This is a genomic window from Variovorax sp. PDC80 (assembly GCF_900115375.1).
In the GTDB taxonomy this organism is placed as follows: domain Bacteria; phylum Pseudomonadota; class Gammaproteobacteria; order Burkholderiales; family Burkholderiaceae_C; genus Variovorax.
The window spans coordinates 1,045,277-1,063,710 of the sequence record NZ_FOWG01000001.1; the positions used below are offsets into that span (position 1 = coordinate 1,045,277).

The window sequence follows — 18,434 nt, forward strand, 5'->3', positions numbered from 1 at the left end:
AAGCGCTGTAGGACAACCGGGCCCGGCCGGAGTCAGGCGGAGACGATCCAGCCCTCGAGCGGATCGATGTCCGTGGGCAGGCCGTAGCCGGGGCCCGCGCTGTCCGCGCGCTGCAGGCCCCAGGCCGCCTGCACCAGGCACAGCACGGCATCGAGGTCGTCGCCGCGCGGGTCGTCGAGCAGCTCGCGGCGCTGCCCGGCCGAGAGCACGAGGCGCAGGCCGAGCCGCGTGCGGCCGGCCTCGAGTGCGGCCAGCAGTTCGGCGCGCGCCGCGCGGCGCTCGGGCGTCTGCCTGGCGAGCTCGTCGCTCTTGTAGCTGCGGCGGCCGATCAGCTCGCGCGCCAGCAGCCCGGGGTAGGCCTCGAGTGCCACCCGCTCAGCCGGCTGCACCGCGCGCAGCCCCGGCAGATGGGCACCGGCCGACAGCAGCGGCGGCACCCCGGCGTGCAGCATGAAGGCCACCGGCGGATTGACCCACTTCATCGACGGGCTGGAACCCGCGGGCGCATCGGTGGCGCGGTGCGCGAACTTGCCGCCCACCGGCCGCGCGGCGCAGAAGGCCGCGAAGGTCTCGCGGATCTCGGCGCGGGTGAGCGCGGCGTAATGCGCGATCAGCGGCTCGAAGCGCACGGGCCAGCCCAGGTGCTCGACCAGTTCGCGCGGCAGGCTGAACGGGAAGTCGAAACCGCCGACCCAGGCCGGCGTGGCGTGCAGCCAGCGGCTCCAGGCCTCGAGCGTGGTGAAGCGCTGCAGGCCGTGCAGCGCGACCGCGTCATCGGACGTCGGTTCGCCGGTCGCCACCACGATCGGCTTGCGCGCGGTCGGTGCGCTCGAGAAGTCGCAGCCGAACAGCAGCGGGCCCGGGCGCGTCCGCTTCATGGCTCAGCCCAGCGCGAGCGCCACCACGCCCGCGGCGATGAAGAGCGCGCCCAGCAGGCGCAACAGCCGGTCGCCCTCGCGCAGCAGGTGGCCGCCGATCAGCGCCGCGAACAGCATCGACACCTCGCGCGCGGGCGCCACGTGCGAGATCGGCGCCTGCTGCACCGCGTAGAGCACCAGCACGTACGACACCGGGCTCACGGCCGCCACCACCAGCGCGTACTTCCACTGCGCGCGCCACATGCGCGCGGTGGTGGCACGGTCGTGCAGCGCGGCCGGCAGCAGCAGCACCAGGCGCACGAGGTTGCCGAAGTAGTCGAGCAGGATCGGCGACATCGCGAGGAACTTGACGGCGTAGCTGTCGGCCACGGTGTAGGCCGCGATGAAGCCGCCGGTCAGCACGCCGTAGCGGATGCCCTTGTGCACGCGCTCGCGCTGCGCCGGGTCGTGCGCCTTGTGCCAGAGCTTCGGGCCACCGGCGACCAGGAACACGCCCCCCACCACGCCCAGGATGCCCGCCACGCCCACGAGGCTGATCTTCTCGCCGAGGAACAGCACCGCCACCAGCGACGACAGGAGCGGCCCCGAGCCCCGCGCCAGCGGATAGACCACCGTGAGGTCCGACTTGCGGTAGCCGCGCAGCAGCACGATGAAATAGAAGATGTGCAGCACGCCGCTGAGCACGACGAAGCCCCACTCGGTCGCGCCCCAGTGGGGCACCACGTTCCAGCCCAGCACGATGCCCACGGGCGCCCAGATGAGCATGTTGAACACGCTGGTCTGGAAGCTGAAGCGCACGTCGCCGTTGGCCTTCTTGGCGACGATGTTCCAGCCCGCGTGGATGAGCCCTGCAAGCAGGATCAGCGCGAATGCGGAAAGAGGCACGGGATCAGGTCAGGGAAGTCGCTCGCCCACCGGCCGGCGGGCAACAAAAAGGGGGCCGAGGCCCCCGACGCATTTCAGTGGCGCCCGACGATGGCCGCCGTGGCCATCAGCTCCTCGAGCAACGCCAGCGAGACCTTGCCCGAGACCTTGTACGGGTCGAGCTCGGGCTTCTCGGAATACTTCAGCAGCGTGGAGGCGTTGAGCTTGGAGAGGTTGACCTGCCCCATGGTCCAGCCGCCGAAGCGGCGCTCGAAGATTTCCTCGTAGTGCAGCAGCACCACGTCCTTGTGGCGCGCATCGCGCTGGATGTGGCCGTAGAGCTCGCTGATCGCCATGCGGCCGCCTTCGATCGCCTGCAGGAAGGTGCCGCCGCCGTAGCAGAGGATGCCCGTGATGCCGCAGGTCGTGTTGTGCGAGCGCGATTGCGTGAGGATCGCCTCGATGGCCGCGGGGCTGGTGTCGACGGCGCGGCTGGCGTAGAGGAGTCGGACCAGCATGTCAGCTCTTTCGGGGCAGGAGGGACAGGAATTCGCGGCGCAGGCTCGGGTCCTTGAGGAACACGCCGCGCATCACGGAGTTGATCATCTTGCTGTCCATTTCCTTCACGCCGCGCCAGGCCATGCAGAAGTGCTCGGCCTCCATCACCAGCGCGAGGCCGTCGGGTTGGGTCTTTTCCTGGATCAGGTCGGCCAGTTGCACCACGGCCTCTTCCTGGATCTGCGGACGGCCCATCACCCATTCGGCGAGGCGCGCGTATTTCGACAGGCCGATGACGTTGGTGTGCTCGTTGGGCATCACGCCGATCCAGAGCTTGCCGATGATCGGGCAGAAGTGGTGCGAGCAGGCGCTGCGCACCGTGATCGGGCCGACGATCATCAGTTCGTTGAGGTGCTCGGCATTGGGGAATTCGGTCAGCGAAGGCGGCGGCACGTAGCGGCCGCGGAACACCTCGTTGACGTACATCTTGGCCACGCGACGCGCGGTGTTGTCGGTGTTGTGGTCGTTCTCGACGTCGATCACCAGGCTGTCGAGCACACCCTTCATCTTGACCTCGACCTCGTCGAGCAGGGCCTCGAGCTCGCCGGGCTGGATGAACTCGGCGATGTTGTCGTTGGCGTTGAAGCGCCGGCGCGCCGCGTGCAGGCGTTCGCGGATCTTCACGGAGACGGGCGTGCCCTCGTCGTCGTCTTTGGGAACGGGGAGCGTGTCCACTTCGGTTTTCCTCAGCATCGGGCCATCGTACCAGTGAATGCATGCCCGCCGTTCGGGCCGCGAATGCCCGCTCCTTCTGCGGGCCTTGCTATCAATTCGGCAGCAAGAAGTCGGTGACCAGCGGCAGGTGGTCCGACATGCGGGCCCAGATCGGGCCGCGCGGCACGCTGCTGGTCAGCGGTTCGATCTCGCGGCCGTAGATGAAATCGAGCTGCGCCACCGGCAGCCGCGAGGGATAGGTCAGCGTGCGCGGGCCGCGCAGGTCGCTGGTGTCGCGCAGGCCCATGGCGTTCATCGCGTAGCGCATGCGCGCGCCCCAGTCGTTGAAGTCGCCGGCCACCACCACCGGCTCGCCGTTCGGCACCTCGCGCTCGATGAATTCGCGCAGCCGCGCCACCTGCCGCACGCGGCTGCCCTTGATGAGCCCCAGATGCACCACGATGGCGTGTACCGGCCGCCCTTCGACCTCCATCACCACGTGCAGCAGGCCGCGCTGCTCGAAGCGGTGGTCGGAGATGTCCTGGTGATTGGTGCGCAGCACCGGCCAGCGCGTGAGCAGCGCGTTGCCGTGCTCGCCGTGGCGCGTGATGGCATTGGTCTCGTAGACCGCCGTGTAGCCCTCGGGCGCGAGGAAATCGGCCTGCGGCAGCTCGGGCCAGCGCGGAAAGCGCACCGCCGCCTGGCGGTTCATCTTGCGCACTTCCTGCAGGCAGACGATGTCGGCGTCGAGCTGCTCGATGGCGTGGCCGAGGTTGTGGATTTCGAGCCGCCGCGCGGGCCCGATGCCCTGCACCCCCTTGTGGATGTTGTAGGTGGCGACCCGGAAGTTGGGCGTCTGCGAGTTCATCGCGCAAATTCTGGCAGCAACAGAATGGCTTCGGCGTTCGATGGGGAAAAGCAGGCGTCGGCGGCCTCGCGGTACGGCAGCCAGCGCCAGTCGGTGTGCTCGCGCGGCGCCAGCACCGGCACGACGCGCTCGGGCACGCACAGGCCGAACAGGTGCTCGGTGTTGTGCGTGACGCCCGGCGCATAGCGCGCACGCCAGCGCGGATAGATCTCGTAGACGTTGCGCAGCTCCCAGTCGACCAGTTGCGCCGCGAGCGCACTGCCCTGCCCGCACAGGATGCCGGTCTCCTCCGCGACCTCGCGCGCGGCCGTGAGCGCCAGCGGCTCGTCCTCCGTGTCTTTGCTGCCCGTGACCGACTGCCAGAACTCGGTCTCGGCGTCGGCGCGGCGGATCAGCAGCACGTCGAGGGCGGGCGTGTGGATCACGACCAGTACGGACTGAGGGATCTTGAAGGGGCGCGTATCAGAAGCCACTGAGCACGGCATCCATGGCGGCTGCGACCTCACTGGCGCGGGAAGCGAACGAAGCGACAGGCTTCTTGAGAAGCTTGGCCGACAGAGGGGCCGCCAGGTGCGGCATCAGGGACAAGGTCTCCCCGCCCATTTCCACCGGCGGGCACAAGTTGACCGGTGCCTGGCGCGCGCCGACGCGAAACACGGGAATGACAAGGCGGGTCGACAAGTGATCGAGCAGGCCGCTTTGCACGTCGATGACGTAGGGAACCGTCCGGCGCGCCTCGGGCCGAGGGTTCTCGTAGATGTCGAACTGGGCCATTCAAGGCGCTTCCTGCCAGGCCACCATCCCCTCGCACCACAAGCCCTGTTTCTCCACCAGTTCGTTCTGCTCGGCGATCCAGTCCTTGTATTGCGCATTGAACTCGCGCTTGCGCTGAGCCATCGATTTCTTCTGCTCCAGCGCTTCGAGTTCCGCAAAGCGCGCCGCAGAAACGAGAACGACCGCCACGCGGTCGTTCTTCATCACATGCACCGGCTCACGCTCGGCCTGGCCGAGGTAGTAGCCGAATCGGTTCTTGGCTTCGGTGGCGGTGATCTGCATGGCTGGCTCCCGGGGAGTGATTAGCCATTTTAGCCACCGCCCTTCCCGGAGCAAGCGCCGCCGATCAGGCCGCCTGCTGCGGCTGCACGTTGCGCAGCCGGATGTGCAGTTCGCGCAGCTGCTTCTCGTCGACCGGGCTCGGCGCCTGCGTCAGCAGGTCCTGCGCGCGCTGGGTCTTCGGGAATGCGATCACGTCGCGGATCGACTCGGCGCCGGTCATCAGCATGACGAGGCGGTCCAGGCCGATGGCGATGCCGCCGTGCGGCGGCGCGCCGTACTGCAGCGCGTCGAGCAGGAAGCCGAACTTGAGCTGCGCGTCCTCGGCGCTGATCTTGAGCGCGCGGAACACCTTGCTCTGCACTTCCTCGCGGTGGATACGCACCGAGCCGCCACCCATCTCGATGCCGTTGAGCACCATGTCGTAGGCCTTGGCGATGCACTTCTCGGGCGCGGTGTCCATGAGGTCCTCATGGCCGTCCTTCGGCGCGGTGAACGGATGGTGCACGGCGCTCCAGCGCTGGCCTTCCTCGTCGAACTCGAACATCGGGAAGTCGACCACCCACAGCGGTGCCCAGCGGTCGTCGAACAGGCCGCTCTTCTTGCCGAAGGCGCTGTGGCCGATCTTCACGCGCAGCGCGCCGATGGCGTCGTTGACCACCTTCTCCTTGTCGGCGCCGAAGAACAGGATGTCGCCGTTGCGCGCGCCGGTGCGGGCGATGATCTCGGCCAGCGCGTTGTCGTCGAGGTTCTTCACGATCGGGCTCTGCAGGCCCTCGCGGCCGGCCGCCGCATCGTTGATCTTGATGTAGGCCAGGCCCTTGGCGCCGTAGATCTTCACGAACTCCTGGTAGGCGTCGATCTCGCCGCGCGACAGGCCGCCCTCGGCACCGCCGCCGGGCACGCGCAGAGCGACCACGCGGCCGCCCTTCATCGTGGCGGCGTTCGAGAACACCTTGAATTCCACGCGCTTCATGAGCTCGGTGAGTTCGGTGAACTCGAGCTTCACGCGCAGGTCGGGCTTGTCCGAGCCGTACTTGAACATCGCCTCGCCGTAGGTCATGGTCGGGAACACCGGCAGCTCGATGCCCGCGGCGTTGCGGAACACGTTGCGGATCATGCCTTCGAACATCTCGCGGATCTCTTCCTCGGCGAGGAACGAGGTCTCGATGTCGATCTGCGTGAATTCGGGCTGGCGGTCGGCGCGCAGGTCCTCGTCGCGGAAGCACTTCACGATCTGGTAGTAGCGGTCGTAGCCGGCCACCATCAGCAGCTGCTTGAACAGCTGCGGCGACTGCGGCAGCGCGAAGAAGCTGCCGTCGTGCACGCGGCTGGGCACCAGGTAGTCGCGCGCGCCTTCGGGCGTGGACTTGCCGAGCATCGGGGTCTCGATGTCGATGAAGCCGTTGGCGTCGAGGAACTTGCGCGTTTCCATCGTCACCTTGTAGCGCAGCATCAGGTTGCGCTGCATCGCCGGGCGGCGCAGGTCCAGCACGCGGTGCGTGAGGCGCGTGGTTTCCGACAGGTTGTCGTCGTCGAGCAGGAACGGCGGCGTGACCGAGGGGTTGAGCACCTTGAGCTCGTGCGCGAGCACTTCGATCTTGCCGCTCTTGAGCTGGTCGTTGGTGGTGCCTTCGGGGCGTGCGCGCACGAGGCCCGTGATCTGCACGCAGAACTCGTTGCGCAGGTTCTCGGCGACGGCGAAGGTCGAGGCGCGATCGGGGTCGCACACCACCTGCACGTAGCCTTCGCGGTCGCGCACGTCGATGAAGATCACGCCGCCGTGGTCGCGGCGACGGTTGACCCAGCCGCAAAGGGTGACGGTCTGGCCCAACAGGGCTTCGGTCACGAGACCGCAATAGTGAGTACGCATGGCCATGGCTAGATTCCGGCGCCGTTGCGGCGCGTTCGTTTTTATGGGTTGGACGGTTTGGTCGTCGCGATGCTGGCGGGGCTGCCGGGAACGACGACCCCCATCGAGACGATGTACTTGAGCGCCTCGTCCACGCTCATCAGGAGCTCGATGCAGTCGCTGCGCTTGAGCATCACGAAGTAGCCGCCCGTGGGATTGGGCGTGGTGGGCACGTAGACGCTGAGGAACTCCTCGTTGCCCAGGTGTTCCGCGACCTCGTTGCCGGGCGCGCCGGTGACGAAGGCGATGGTCCACACGCCTTCGCGCGGCCATTGCACCAGCACCGCGGTGCGGAAGGCGTTGCCGTTCTCGGAGAACAGCGTGTCGGAGACCTGCTTGACGCTCGAATAAATCGAGCGCACCACCGGGATGCGGCGCACCACGGCGTCGCCCCAGCCGAGCAGGCGCTTGCCGACGAAATTGCTCGCGGCGGCGCCCACCACCAGCAGGATCGCCAGCGTGAGCAGCACGCCCAGGCCGCGCACCCGGTGGTCGCTGAGCCAGACCTGCCACTGCTCGGGCAGCAGCCACAGCGTCTGGTCGAGCGTGCCGATGATCCAGTTCAGCACGCCGAGCGTGATGACCAGCGGCACGATCACCAGCAGGCCGGACAGCAACCATTTGCGCAGGGCGAGCATCGGGAGGTTTCTTCTCTGGAGGGCGACGGGCGGTTCGGCGCCTCAGTCGGCGCTCTTGGCGGCCGGCGCGGGCGCAGGGGCCGGCGCGGGAGCCGGGCTGGGCGCGGCGGCGGGTGCATCGGCGGACTTGGCGGCGCCGTCGCCCGAGGCGGCCGGCGCGGTGGCGGCTTCGGACTTCTTGCCGCCGCCGTCACGGAAGTCGGTGACGTACCAGCCCGAGCCCTTGAGCTGGAATCCGGCCGCCGTGACCTGCTTTTCGAATGCGCTCGCGCCGCATGCCGGACACACCGTGAGCGGCGAATCGGACATCTTCTGCAGGGCATCCTTGGCGAAGCCGCAGGCGCTGCACTTGTAGGCGTAGATGGGCATGGGAAATCGAGTGGGGAAAGCGACCGGGCGGCCGCTCGCAAAGCCCTCGATTATAGGGGCGCCCCCCGGCCGGCCGGCGCCCTGGGAATTGCGCCCGGCGCGAGATTCAGGCCGTTTCGGTCGCCAGCGGGCGGTGCGGCGTGTGAGTGTTCACCACCCATTGCGGCGCCAGCGAGCCGAGCACCATGCCCGCGAACGAGGCCAGCACGCCCGCGAGCTGGGCCGGGAACACCGCGCCCCAGGGCATCGCCATGAACAGCAGCCAGGTGCCGATGCCGAACAGGATCGCGGCGATCGCGCCCTGGGTGGTGGCGCGCTTCCAGTAGAGGCCGAACACCAGCGGGACGAAGGCCCCGACCAGCGGCACCTGGTAGGCGCCCGAGACCAGTTCGTAGATCGGCGTGCCCTGCATGCGGATCGCATAGGCCAGCACCGCCGCGCTGAACAGCAGCACCGTGATGCGCATGGTCCGGAGGTTCTCGCGGTCGGTGCCCGCGGGACGGAACTGGCGCCAGATGTTCTCGGTGAAGGTGACGCTGGGCGCCAGCAAGGTGGCCGAGGCGGTCGACTTGATGGCCGACAGCAGCGCGCCGAAGAACAGCACCTGCATCACGAACGGCATCTTCTCGAGCACCAGCGTCGGCAGCACCTTCTGCGGATCCTCCTTGAGCAGCGTGGCGGTCTGCTCGGGCATGATCAGGAGCGCGCTGGCCACGAGGAACATCGGCACGAAGGCGAACAGGATGTACGCCAGGCCGCCGATCACCGGGCCGCGCGTGGCCGCCTTGACGCTGTTGGCCGACATCACGCGCTGGAACACGTCCTGCTGCGGGATCGAGCCGAGCATCATGGTGATGGCGGCCGCGAAGAAGAAGACCATGTCGTGCCAGTTGGGCTCGGGCCAGAACTTGAACAGGTCCTTGCTGACCGCGAAGGCGACCACCTTGTCGGCGCCGCCGGCCATGTTGCCCGCGAACATCGCGATGATGGCCAGGCCGGCCACCAGGATGATCATCTGGATGAAGTCGGTGACCGCCACCGACCACATGCCGCCGAACAGCGTGTAGGCCAGGATCGAGACCACCCCGATCACCATGCCGGTCGACAGCCCGATGGCGCCGCCCGAGAGCACGTTGAACACCAGGCCCAGCGCCGTGACCTGCGCCGAGACCCAGCCCAGGTAGCTCAGCATGATGATCAGCGTGCAGGCCACCTCCACGCCGCGGCCGTAGCGCTCGCGGTAGTAGTCGCTGATGGTCAGCAGCGTCATGCGATAGAGCTTGCCCGCGAAGAACAGGCCCACGAGGATCAGGCAGGTGCCGGCGCCGAACGGGTCTTCGACCACGCCGTTGAGGCCGCCCTCGATGAACTTGGCCGGGATGCCCAGCACCGTCTCGGAACCGAACCAGGTCGCGAAGGTGGTCGTGACGATCATGAAGAGCGGCAGGTGCCGCCCGGCGATCGCGAAGTCGGTGGTGTTCTTCACGCGCCGGGCCGCATACAGGCCGATGGCGATGGTGAGCAACAGATAGACGATGACCAGGGTCAGCAACACGTCAGGTTCTCCTCTTTCCTCGATTCCAAGGCAGCACGCCCATCTTTTCCGGGCCGTGGCGGCCAGCGCCGCGGTTCAGAAAATCCGAACGCGCACCAGCAGCTGCATGGCCAGCAGACCCAATACAAAACCTATGCCACCGTAGACGATCGACTGGAGCAACCGGTTGGTGCGCTTCTGCGCGGCCAGCAGCTCCAGCAGCTCGCGCCGGTGGTCGGGCGGCCGATTCTCCAGGAAATCGTGCAGCAGGCGCGGCAATTCCGGCAACAGCTTGGCGTATCGCGGCGCCTCGTCCTTGAGCTGCTGGAACAGCTTCTTGGGGCCGATCTGGTCGACCATCCACTTCTCGAGGAAGGGCTTGGCCGTGTGCCAGAGGTCGAGCTCGGGATCGAGCTGGCGGCCCAGCCCCTCGATGTTGAGCAGCGTCTTCTGCAGCAGCACCAGCTGCGGCTGGATCTCGACATGGAAGCGGCGCGAGGTCTGGAACAGCCGCATCAGCACCATGCCGAGCGAGATCTCCTTGAGCGGCCGGTCGAAGTAGGGTTCGCAGACGGTACGGATCGCGGCCTCGAGCTCGTCGATGCGCGTGCCCTCGGGCACCCAGCCGCTCTCGAGGTGCAGCTCGGCCACGCGCTTGTAGTCGCGCCGGAAGAAGGCCACGAAGTTCTGCGCCAGGTACTCCTTGTCGGACTCGGTGAGCGTGCCGATGATCCCGAAGTCCAGCGAGATGTAGCGCCCGAAGGTCTGGGGCTCGAGGCTGACCTGGATGTTGCCCGGGTGCATGTCGGCATGGAAGAAGCCATCGCGGAACACCTGGGTGAAGAAGATGGTGACGCCGTCGCGCGCGAGCTTCGGGATGTCGACGCCCGCGGCGCGCAGCCGCTCGAGCTGCGCGATCGGCACGCCGTTCATGCGCTCCATCACGATCACCTCGGGATGGCAGAAGTCCCAGAACATCTCGGGGATCAGCACCAGGTCGAGCGAGGCCATGTTGCGGCGCAGCTGCGCGGCATTGGCGGCCTCGCGCACCAGATCGAGCTCGTCGTGCAGGTACTTGTCGAACTCGGCCACCACCTCGCGCGGCTTCAGCCGCTTGCCGTCGGGCGACAGCTTCTCGACCCAGCCGGCCATCATGGCCATGAGGCCCAGGTCCTTCTCGATCACGCCGCGCATGTTGGGGCGCAGCACCTTGACCGCCACCTCGCGCAGCTGGCCGTCGCCGGTGCGGATGGTCGCGAAATGCACCTGCGCGATCGAGGCGCTCGCGATCGGCGTTTCGTCGAACTGCACGAACACGTCGCCGACGGGTCGGCGGAATGCGCGCTCGATGGTCGCCACGGCCACCGCCGAGGGGAACGGCGGCACGCGGTCCTGCAGGAAGGTCAGCTCGTCGGCGATGTCGGGCGGCAACAGGTCGCGCCGCGTGGAGAGCACCTGGCCGAACTTGACGAAGATCGGGCCCAGCCGCTCGAGCGCCTCGCGCAAGCGCTGGCCGCGCGGTGCGTCGAGCCGGCGGCCGAAGGAGACGATGCGTGCGACCACCCGCAGCCAGGGCTTCTGGAAGCTCGTGAGCACGAGCTCGTCGAGGCCGTAGCGCAGCGCGACCCAGACGATGAAGAGGCTGCGATAGAAGCGGCTCATTCGGCGGTGCCCGCCGAACCGATACCGGATCTGCCGGCCGCCGCGCGGTTGCCCACGAACTGGCGCAACGCGCCCACCACGCGCCGCACCGCATTACCGATGGCATGCGCGGGCACATCGCCGATCACGCGCGCGAGGTCGTCCTCGACGTCCCAGCGCACATGGTCGACCAGCCAGTTGACCTCGGCCGCGAGCTGCACGTCGCCCACGATCTGCACCGAGGGCTTGTCGCCGCGCAGCGTGGCGCGCGCGATCTCGAAGGGGTTGTCATCGGTGACCGACAGCGTGAGCTCGGGCAGCGAGCCCGGCGGCGCCAGGTCGAGCAGGCCGGCGGGCGTGGCCACCAGCTCCATCGTGACGAAGCGCCACTGGAAGCGCACCACGCGGCCCTGCTGGCGCACCAGCCGTTGCTGGGCCTCGGGCTCCTGCTGCAGCACGTGGTTGAGGAACAGCACGGCGCGGTGCTGGATCTCGTGCACGGCCCAGGGCGGCGGCTGCAGACGCTCGCCGACGCGATTGAACAGGTCGCCGAGCAAAGAAAAAGGGGACGATGGTGTGGCCATGGTCCCCATTATCCTTTCTGCAGGCGGCCGGGCCGCCCTCGAAGCCGCTGCTTATTGCAGGGCTTGCACGCCGGCCACGAGCCAGCCGTTGCCGCCGGTGGTCGGACGCGTCATGTTCCAGACTTCGCGGAACGGGCCCGGGCCCGCCGAAGCGTCTTCGCGAATCATGCCGGAGAACTCGACGCTGGCCATGTAGGCATCGGCCAGTTCCTCGATGCCGAGCAGCTTGGCGTCGAGCATGACCACTTCGGTCTTGTTCGACACGCCACCGGTGTGGCTGGCGCGGTCGGCGAGCTGGCTGCGGATTTCCTCGATCATCTCGTCGGTCATCATCGAACGCAGCATGGTGATGTCGGCACGGTCCCAGGCGTCCTGCAGGGTCACGAAGTTGCGCTTGGCTGCGGTCAGGAAGCCATCGACGTCGAAGCCGGCCGGGATGCCCCAGCTCTGCGAGCCGGCCAGGGCCGAACCGATCATGCTGCCGCCACCGGCCGCGGCACCCGCGGACGAGAGGCTGCTGCCGTGCGAGGTCGCGGCGGGCGTGGCATCGAAGTTGGTGGCGTTGCGCTCCCACGGACGGGCCGAGGCGTCGTTGCCGACGTTGCTCGGGCTGTACTGCGCCGGCGCTGCCGGGTTGCCCGGACCGCCCGCGCCCTGGAACGCGAAGCCGCCCTGGCGTGCGCCGGAGGGCTGCGAGCGCGACTTGATCATGCGCCACACGAACACCGCGGCCAGCACCAGCAGGCCGATCAGCAGGATGTTGCCGAAGCCTGCGCCCAGGCCCAGCGAGCTCGCGAGCCATGCGAGGCCCAGGCCCGCGGCCAGGCCGCCGAGCATGGCGCCCCACGGGCGCTTCGGTGCCGCGGCGGCGGGTGCCGGCGTGGCGGGCTTGGCAGCGGCATTGGTGGCGTTCTGTTGCGCGGGCGCGGCCGGCGGCGTGGCCTGGCGTTGCGTCACGTTCGAGGATTGGCGGCCGACGGATTTACCGCCGCCCATGCGCGCCGCGTCGGCCTGGATGCTGACGAGCGCGAGTGCGCCGGCCAGAAGCAAAGTACTCAAACTCTTCATAAGGTCTCCTCTCGAACGAAATCTCGTCTGATCAACACTTGATTCCAACATGGAGGGCGACCACGCCACCCGTCATGTTGTGATAGTCCACATGCCCGAAACCGCCCTCTTTCATGAGGGACTTGAGCTCGTCCTGGCCCGGATGCATGCGGATCGATTCGGCCAGGTAGCGGTAGCTCGCGTCGTCGCCCGCCACCACCTTGCCCAGGCGCGGCAGCACGTTGAAGGAGTACCAGTCGTAGACCTTCTCGAGCGGCTTCGCGACCTTCGAGAACTCGAGCACCAGCAGCTTGCCGCGCGGCTTGAGCACGCGGTTCATCTCCTTGAGCGCGACGTCCTTGTGCGTCATGTTGCGCAGGCCGAAGGCGACGGTGACGACGTCGAAGTGGTCGTCGGGGAAGGGCAGCTTCTCGGCGTCGCAGACCGTGGTGGGCAGCACCACGCCGGCGTCGAGCAGGCGGTCGCGGCCGGTGCGCAGCATAGCTTCGTTGATGTCGGTGTGGACCACCTGGCCGCTGGCGCCGACCTTCTTCGCGAAGGCCAGCGCGAGATCGCCGGTGCCGCCCGCGATGTCGAGCACGCGCGAGCCTTCGCCCACGTTCGCGACCATGACGGTGTAGGCCTTCCATGCGCGGTGAAGCCCCATCGACATGAGGTCGTTCATCAGGTCGTAGCGCGTGGCGACCGAGTCGAACACGCCGCGCACGCGGCCGGCCTTCTCGCTCTCGTCGACTTTCTCGAAGCCGAAATGGGTGGTGGTCATGCGACCGATGTTAGGCCGTTCGTCCTCGCATCAAGACGACGACCCCGCTGTACCGGCGGTCATTTGTTGCTTTTTCTGCAAACGCTGAGGTCTTGTAACGCCCGTCACGTCTACCGACGAAGCTATGCTTTCAATAGCAAACGCCAGTCAATGGCTGCCGCAGGCGTGGCCGCCCTTCTCGGCCATCGGTGCGTCGCGATCGACGCCCGCTTCGGCCAGCTTCTGTTCGTAGGCGGCCCAGAGTTCGGCCTGCTGCGAACCCAGCTGGTAGAGCAGGTCCCACGAGTAGATGCCGGTGTCGTGCCCGTCGCTGAAGCGGGGCTGCACCGCGTAATTGCCCACCGGCTCGAGCGCGACCAGCTCGACCTCGCGCTTGCCGGTCTGCAGCGTTTCCTGGCCCGGTCCGTGGCCCTGCACCTCGGCCGAGGGCGAATAGATGCGCATCAGCTCGAAGGGAATGCGGAAGGTGGCGCCGTCGGAGAAGCCCACCTCGAGCACGCGCGAGCGGCCGTGCACGGTGATCGACTGCGGCGTCGGCGCGCCGGCTTGCAAGCCTGCCATGGGGAGTGTCCGTTCGAAGTGGAGGAAAGAGGATGCAGGGAGACGGCGCAGTATGCCGCGCCGGCTACAGCGCCGCGAGGCGCGTGGCCATCGCGGCCTCGGCCGCGCTCAGCAGCGCCTCGACCTGGGCCACGCGCGCGGCCGGTGCCGCGCGCTGCGCGGCGGCCCAGAACGGCGCGGGGAAATGGCTGTCCCAGTCGAAGCGCGCGATCACGTGCCAGTGCAGGTGCGGCACCATGTTGCCGAGGGCGGCGACGTTGATCTTGGTCGGCGCGAGCGTGTCGCGCAGGCATTGCTCGACCTCGGCCACGGCGTCCATGCAGTGCGCGCGCTCCTCGCGCGACAGGTCGGACAGCTCGGGCCGGTGCGCATTCCAGACCACGCGGTAGAAGGCCGGGAAGCCCGCTTCCTCCGCATGGATCACGCGCAGCCTCGCGCCCTCGAACACCAGGCGTCCGCCCGCCTGTTCGCAGAACACGCAGCCGGCCACGCGCGCCGCCTCGCCGCTCACACCAGCACCCGTTCGATGCCACCGTGGTTCGCGGCCGCCACGTACTCGGGCATCCAGTCGGCGCCGAGGATCTTGTTGGCCATCTCGACCACGATGTAGTCGGCCTCGAGCAGGCCGTTGTTCAGGTCGCTGCCGTAGCGCGACAGGCCCTGCAGGCAGCTCGGGCAGCTGGTGAGGATCTTCACGTTGTCGCCGGCGCCGATCTTGCCGCCGTCGCGCAGCGCGGCCTCGCCCTTCTTCAGTTCCTCTTCCTTGCGGAAGCGGATCTGTGTCGAGATGTCGGGCCGCGACACGCCCAGCGTGCCCGACTCGCCGCAGCAGCGGTCGTTCTTGAGCACGTTGTCGCCGACCAGCGCCTTCACCGTCTTCATCGGGTCCTGCTGCTTCATCGGCGTGTGGCAGGGGTCGTGATAGAGGTAGCCGGCACCGCCGGCGTCGCCCAGGGTGATGCCCTTCTCGAGCAGGTACTCGTGGATGTCGATGATCCGGCAGCCCGGGAAGATCTTGTCGAACTGGTAGCCCTGCAACTGGTCGTAGCAGGTGCCGCAGCTCACCACCACGGTCTTGATGTCGAGGTAGTTGAGCGTGTTCGCCACCCGGTGGAACAGCACGCGGTTGTCGGTGATCATCTTCTCGGCCTTGTCGAACTGGCCGCTGCCGCGCTGCGGATAGCCGCAGCACAGGTAGCCCGGCGGCAGCACCGTCTGCACGCCCGCGTGCCAGAGCATGGCCTGCGTCGCGAGCCCGACCTGCGAGAACAGCCGCTCCGACCCACAGCCCGGGAAATAGAACACCGCCTCGGTCTCCGAGGTCGTGACCTTGGGGTTGCGGATGATCGGCACGTAGTCCGCGTCCTCGATGTCGAGCAGCGCGCGCGCCGTCTTCTTCGGCAGGTTGCCCGGCATCTTCTTGTTGATGAAGTGGATCACCTGCTCCTTGAGCGGCGCCGGCCCGAGCGATGCCGGCGGCGCCGCCGTCTGCTTTTTCGCGAGGCCGCGCAGCAGGTCGTTGGCCATGCGCTGCGCCTTGAAGCCGATGCCCACCATGCCCGCGCGCACCGTCTTGATGGTCTGCGGATTGGTCGCGTTGAGGAAGAACATCGCGGCCGCGTTGCCGGGACGGAAGCTCTTCTGCCCCATCTTGCGCAGCAGGTTGCGCATGTTCATCGACACGTCGCCGAAGTCGATCTTCACCGGGCAGGGCGTGAGGCACTTGTGGCACACCGTGCAGTGGTCGGCCACGTCCTCGAACTCCTCCCAGTGCTTGATGCTCACGCCGCGCCGGGTCTGCTCCTCGTAGAGGAAGGCCTCGACCAGCAGCGAGGTCGCGAGGATCTTGTTGCGCGGGCTGTAGAGCAGATTGGCGCGCGGCACGTGGGTGGCGCACACCGGCTTGCACTTGCCGCAGCGCAGGCAGTCCTTGACGCTGTCGGCGATGGCGCCGATGTCGCTCTGCTGCATGATGATCGACTCGTGCCCCATCAGGCCGAAGCTCGGCGTGTAGGCATTGGTCAGGTCGGCATGCAGCGACTGCGCGCCGGCACCCGGCTCGCGCAGCAGCTTGCCCTTGTTGAAGCGGCCTTCCGGATCGATGCGCTGCTTGTACTCGGCGAAGGGGCGCAGCTCCTCGTCCGACAGGAACTCGAGCTTGGTGATGCCGATGCCGTGCTCGCCCGAGATCACGCCGTCGAGCCGGCGCGCCAGCTTCATGATGCGCGCGACCGCCTCGTGCGCGGTCTGCAGCATCTCGTAGTTGTCGCTGTTGACCGGGATGTTGGTGTGCACGTTGCCGTCGCCCGCGTGCATGTGCAGCGCGACCCACACGCGGCCCTTGAGCACGCGCTTGTGGATCGCCGTGCACTCGGCCAGGATCGGCGCGAAGGCCGCGCCCGCGAAGATCGCCGACAGCGGCTGGCGCAGCTGGGTCTTCCAGCTCGCGCGCAACGAATGGTCCTGCAGCTGCGGGAACAGCGCATCGACCTCGTCGAGCCAGCCGGCCCACAGCGCGCGCACCTCCTGCAGCAGTGCCACGGCCTGTGCCACGCGGTCCTCGAGCAGCTCGGCCGAGGGGATCTCGTTGGCGTCGTCGGTCTTGCCCAGCGGCAGGTTGCCGTGCACGAAGAACTTCTCGAGCTCGTCGACCAGCGCGAGCTTGTTGCGCAGCGAGAGCTCGATGTTGATGCGCTCGATGCCGTCGCTGTACTCAGCCATGCGCGGCAGCGGGATCACCACGTCCTCGTTGATCTTGAAGGCGTTGGTGTGGCGGCTGATCGCGGCGGTGCGCTTGCGGTCGAGCCAGAACTTCTTGCGCGCCTCGGGGCTGATGGCGATGAAGCCCTCGCCGCTGCGCGAGTTGGCGATGCGCACCACCTCGGAGGTGACGCGCGCCACCGCGTCGGCGTCGTCGCCCGCGATGTCGCCGAACAGCACCATCTTCGGCAGGCCGCCGTGCTTCTTCGACTTGGTGGCGTAGCCCACGGCCTTCAGATAGCGGTCGTCGAGGTGCTCGAGGCCGGCCAGCAGCACGCCCGAGCGCTTCTGCTCGGCGAACATGAAGTCCTTGATCTCGACGATGCTGGGCACCGCGTCCTTGGCGTTGCCGAAGAACTCGAGGCAGACGGTGCGCGTGTGCGCCGGCATGCGGTGCACCACCCAGCGGCAGCTCGTGATCAGGCCGTCGCAGCCTTCCTTCTGGATGCCCGGCAGGCCCGAGAGGAACTTGTCGGTCACGTCCTTGCCCAGGCCTTCCTTGCGGAAGGTGCGGCCCGGGATATCGAGGCGCTCGGTGCGCAGCGGCGTCTTGCCGTCGGCCGCGAAGTACTGGAGCTCGAACAGCGCGCTCTCGGCATCGTGGATCTTGCCGAGGTTGTGGCCGATGCGCGTGACCTCGAGCCATTCGGCCTGCGGCGTCACCATGCGCCACGAGGCCAGGTTGTCGAGCGCGGTGCCCCACAGCACGGCCTTCTTGCCGCCGGCGTTCATCGCGACGTTGCCGCCGACGCACGAGGCCTCGGCCGAGGTCGGGTCGACCGCGAACACGTAGCCCGAGCGCTCGGCCGCGTCGGCCACGCGCTGCGTGACCACGCCGGCCTCGGTCCAGATGGTGGGCACGGGCGCCTCGAGGCCGGGCAGCGCGACCAGCTCGACCTCGGTCATGGCCTCGAGCTTCTCGGTGTTGATGACCACGCTGTTCCAGGTCAGCGGAATCGCGCCGCCGGTGTAGCCGGTGCCGCCGCCGCGCGGGATGATGGTCAGGCCCAGCTCGATGCAGCCCTTGACCAGCAGCGCCATCTCGGCCTCGGTGTCGGGGCACAGCACGACGAAGGGGTACTCCACGCGCCAGTCGGTGGCGTCGGTGACGTGGGCCACGCGCGAGAGGCCGTCGAACTTGATGTTGTCCTTGGCGGTGAGCCGGCCCAGCACGCGGGTGGCCTTGCGGCGCAGCGCGGCGACGTCGCGGAACAGGGTGTCGAAGGCCTGCACGGCCTCGCCGACGCGGCCCGTGAGCTCGCCCACGAGCTGGTCGCGCGGCAGGTCGCTGTCGGGCGTGCGGCGCTTCTGCACCTCGGCCAGGCGATGCCGCAGCGCATCGACCAGCAGGCCGCGGCGGCGCGGGTTGTCGAGCAGGTCGTCGATCAGGTAGGGGTTGCGCTGAACGACCCAGATGTCGCCGAGCACCTCGTAGAGCATGCGCGCCGATCGGCCGGTGCGGCGCTCGGCACGCAGCGTCTGGAGCAATTCCCAGGCGCGCTCGCCCAGCAGGCGGATCACGATCTCGCGATCGGAGAAGCTGGTGTAGTTGTAGGGGATCTCACGCAGTCGTGCAGGCTCTGCGGCCTGCGACAGCAGCGCGTTCAACGCGGTCGGAGCATTCATCGGGGTGGGGCCTCGGCCGGGCGCCACGCGTCCATAGCCGGGGTGGGGATTTTAGGTCAGGGCCAGGGTTCGTGCCCTGGCGCCGACGCGTGTCCCTCTGGCA

19 protein-coding genes are annotated in these 18,434 nt (G+C 68.0%); all 19 read right to left on the reverse strand.

The features are described from left to right. Positions 1-32 precede the first annotated feature (32 nt). Complete coding sequence (locus BM109_RS04765; protein ID WP_093340970.1) at positions 33-878, reverse strand: DUF429 domain-containing protein; 846 nt, start codon at positions 876-878, stop codon at positions 33-35. Positions 879-881: 3 nt separating this feature from the next. Then, positions 882-1,763, reverse strand: coding sequence for an EamA family transporter (locus tag BM109_RS04770; protein ID WP_093340971.1), 882 nt, complete (start codon positions 1,761-1,763; stop codon positions 882-884). 74 nt (positions 1,764-1,837) lie between these two features. Then, complete coding sequence (locus BM109_RS04775; protein ID WP_093340973.1) at positions 1,838-2,260, reverse strand: BLUF domain-containing protein; 423 nt, start codon at positions 2,258-2,260, stop codon at positions 1,838-1,840. Between the two features lies 1 nt (position 2,261). Further along, complete coding sequence (gene folE, locus BM109_RS04780; protein WP_093340974.1) at positions 2,262-2,993, reverse strand: GTP cyclohydrolase I; 732 nt, start codon at positions 2,991-2,993, stop codon at positions 2,262-2,264. Between the two features lie 73 nt (positions 2,994-3,066). Then, positions 3,067-3,822, reverse strand: coding sequence for an endonuclease/exonuclease/phosphatase family protein (locus BM109_RS04785; RefSeq protein WP_093340976.1), 756 nt, complete (start codon positions 3,820-3,822; stop codon positions 3,067-3,069). Beyond that, complete coding sequence (gene nudB, locus BM109_RS04790; RefSeq protein ID WP_143129079.1) at positions 3,819-4,295, reverse strand: dihydroneopterin triphosphate diphosphatase; 477 nt, start codon at positions 4,293-4,295, stop codon at positions 3,819-3,821. The genes BM109_RS04785 and nudB overlap by 4 nt, the downstream gene beginning before the upstream one ends. Continuing rightward, a complete protein-coding gene (locus BM109_RS04795) occupies positions 4,285-4,596 on the reverse strand; it encodes a CcdB family protein (RefSeq protein WP_093340979.1) in 312 nt (103 codons plus the stop codon). Before BM109_RS04795 ends, nudB begins: the two co-directional genes overlap by 11 nt. Continuing rightward, positions 4,597-4,878, reverse strand: a complete 282-nt coding sequence (locus BM109_RS04800) for a type II toxin-antitoxin system prevent-host-death family antitoxin (protein ID WP_093340980.1) — start codon at positions 4,876-4,878, stop codon at positions 4,597-4,599. A gap of 64 nt (positions 4,879-4,942) precedes the next feature. After that, entirely contained in the window at positions 4,943-6,754 is a 1,812-nt protein-coding gene (gene aspS, locus BM109_RS04805; RefSeq protein WP_093340982.1) for an aspartate--tRNA ligase, read from the reverse strand. Between the two features lie 35 nt (positions 6,755-6,789). Beyond that, positions 6,790-7,425 (reverse strand): DUF502 domain-containing protein, encoded by a 636-nt coding sequence (locus tag BM109_RS04810; protein WP_093340983.1) that lies wholly within the window; start codon positions 7,423-7,425, stop codon positions 6,790-6,792. 42 nt (positions 7,426-7,467) lie between these two features. Next, a complete protein-coding gene (locus tag BM109_RS04815; protein ID WP_093340985.1) occupies positions 7,468-7,794 on the reverse strand; it encodes an FmdB family zinc ribbon protein in 327 nt (108 codons plus the stop codon). 106 nt (positions 7,795-7,900) lie between these two features. After that, entirely contained in the window at positions 7,901-9,349 is a 1,449-nt protein-coding gene (locus BM109_RS04820) for a high affinity choline transporter 1 (RefSeq protein WP_093340986.1), read from the reverse strand. 75 nt (positions 9,350-9,424) lie between these two features. Then, on the reverse strand, positions 9,425-10,990 hold the full coding sequence (ubiB, locus tag BM109_RS04825) for a ubiquinone biosynthesis regulatory protein kinase UbiB (protein ID WP_093340988.1): 1,566 nt from the start codon (positions 10,988-10,990) through the stop codon (positions 9,425-9,427). Next, positions 10,987-11,553 (reverse strand): hypothetical protein, encoded by a 567-nt coding sequence (locus BM109_RS04830; protein WP_093341266.1) that lies wholly within the window; start codon positions 11,551-11,553, stop codon positions 10,987-10,989. Before BM109_RS04830 ends, ubiB begins: the two co-directional genes overlap by 4 nt. A 51-nt stretch (positions 11,554-11,604) precedes the next feature. Continuing rightward, a complete protein-coding gene (locus tag BM109_RS04835) occupies positions 11,605-12,621 on the reverse strand; it encodes a Tim44 domain-containing protein (RefSeq protein WP_093340989.1) in 1,017 nt (338 codons plus the stop codon). Positions 12,622-12,652: 31 nt separating this feature from the next. Beyond that, complete coding sequence (ubiE, locus tag BM109_RS04840) at positions 12,653-13,384, reverse strand: bifunctional demethylmenaquinone methyltransferase/2-methoxy-6-polyprenyl-1,4-benzoquinol methylase UbiE (protein ID WP_057592061.1); 732 nt, start codon at positions 13,382-13,384, stop codon at positions 12,653-12,655. Positions 13,385-13,531: 147 nt separating this feature from the next. Further along, positions 13,532-13,945 (reverse strand): gamma-butyrobetaine hydroxylase family protein, encoded by a 414-nt coding sequence (locus BM109_RS04845; protein ID WP_093340991.1) that lies wholly within the window; start codon positions 13,943-13,945, stop codon positions 13,532-13,534. Positions 13,946-14,009: 64 nt separating this feature from the next. Continuing rightward, complete coding sequence (locus tag BM109_RS04850) at positions 14,010-14,456, reverse strand: HIT family protein (protein WP_093340992.1); 447 nt, start codon at positions 14,454-14,456, stop codon at positions 14,010-14,012. Beyond that, entirely contained in the window at positions 14,453-18,331 is a 3,879-nt protein-coding gene (locus BM109_RS04855) for a DUF3683 domain-containing protein (protein ID WP_093340993.1), read from the reverse strand. Before BM109_RS04855 ends, BM109_RS04850 begins: the two co-directional genes overlap by 4 nt. Positions 18,332-18,434 lie beyond the last annotated feature (103 nt).

What these genes read in the sequence shown, in the direction of transcription:
- BM109_RS04775 (WP_093340973.1), bottom strand. Translation starts at nt 2,260, where the DNA reads ATGCTGGTCCGACTCCTCTACGCCAGCCGCGCCGTCGACACCAGCCCC.
- BM109_RS04800 (WP_093340980.1), bottom strand. Translation starts at nt 4,878, where the DNA reads ATGCAGATCACCGCCACCGAAGCCAAGAACCGATTCGGCTACTACCTC.
- BM109_RS04845 (WP_093340991.1), bottom strand. Translation starts at nt 13,945, where the DNA reads ATGGCAGGCTTGCAAGCCGGCGCGCCGACGCCGCAGTCGATCACCGTG.
- BM109_RS04765 (WP_093340970.1), bottom strand. Translation starts at nt 878, where the DNA reads ATGAAGCGGACGCGCCCGGGCCCGCTGCTGTTCGGCTGCGACTTCTCG.
- BM109_RS04815 (WP_093340985.1), bottom strand. Translation starts at nt 7,794, where the DNA reads ATGCCCATCTACGCCTACAAGTGCAGCGCCTGCGGCTTCGCCAAGGAT.
- BM109_RS04795 (WP_093340979.1), bottom strand. Translation starts at nt 4,596, where the DNA reads ATGGCCCAGTTCGACATCTACGAGAACCCTCGGCCCGAGGCGCGCCGG.
- BM109_RS04835 (WP_093340989.1), bottom strand. Translation starts at nt 12,621, where the DNA reads ATGAAGAGTTTGAGTACTTTGCTTCTGGCCGGCGCACTCGCGCTCGTC.
- ubiE (WP_057592061.1), bottom strand. Translation starts at nt 13,384, where the DNA reads ATGACCACCACCCATTTCGGCTTCGAGAAAGTCGACGAGAGCGAGAAG.
- BM109_RS04785 (WP_093340976.1), bottom strand. Translation starts at nt 3,822, where the DNA reads ATGAACTCGCAGACGCCCAACTTCCGGGTCGCCACCTACAACATCCAC.
- folE (WP_093340974.1), bottom strand. Translation starts at nt 2,993, where the DNA reads ATGCTGAGGAAAACCGAAGTGGACACGCTCCCCGTTCCCAAAGACGAC.
- BM109_RS04830 (WP_093341266.1), bottom strand. Translation starts at nt 11,553, where the DNA reads ATGGCCACACCATCGTCCCCTTTTTCTTTGCTCGGCGACCTGTTCAAT.
- BM109_RS04855 (WP_093340993.1), bottom strand. Translation starts at nt 18,331, where the DNA reads ATGAATGCTCCGACCGCGTTGAACGCGCTGCTGTCGCAGGCCGCAGAG.
- BM109_RS04810 (WP_093340983.1), bottom strand. Translation starts at nt 7,425, where the DNA reads ATGCTCGCCCTGCGCAAATGGTTGCTGTCCGGCCTGCTGGTGATCGTG.
- aspS (WP_093340982.1), bottom strand. Translation starts at nt 6,754, where the DNA reads ATGGCCATGCGTACTCACTATTGCGGTCTCGTGACCGAAGCCCTGTTG.
- ubiB (WP_093340988.1), bottom strand. Translation starts at nt 10,990, where the DNA reads ATGAGCCGCTTCTATCGCAGCCTCTTCATCGTCTGGGTCGCGCTGCGC.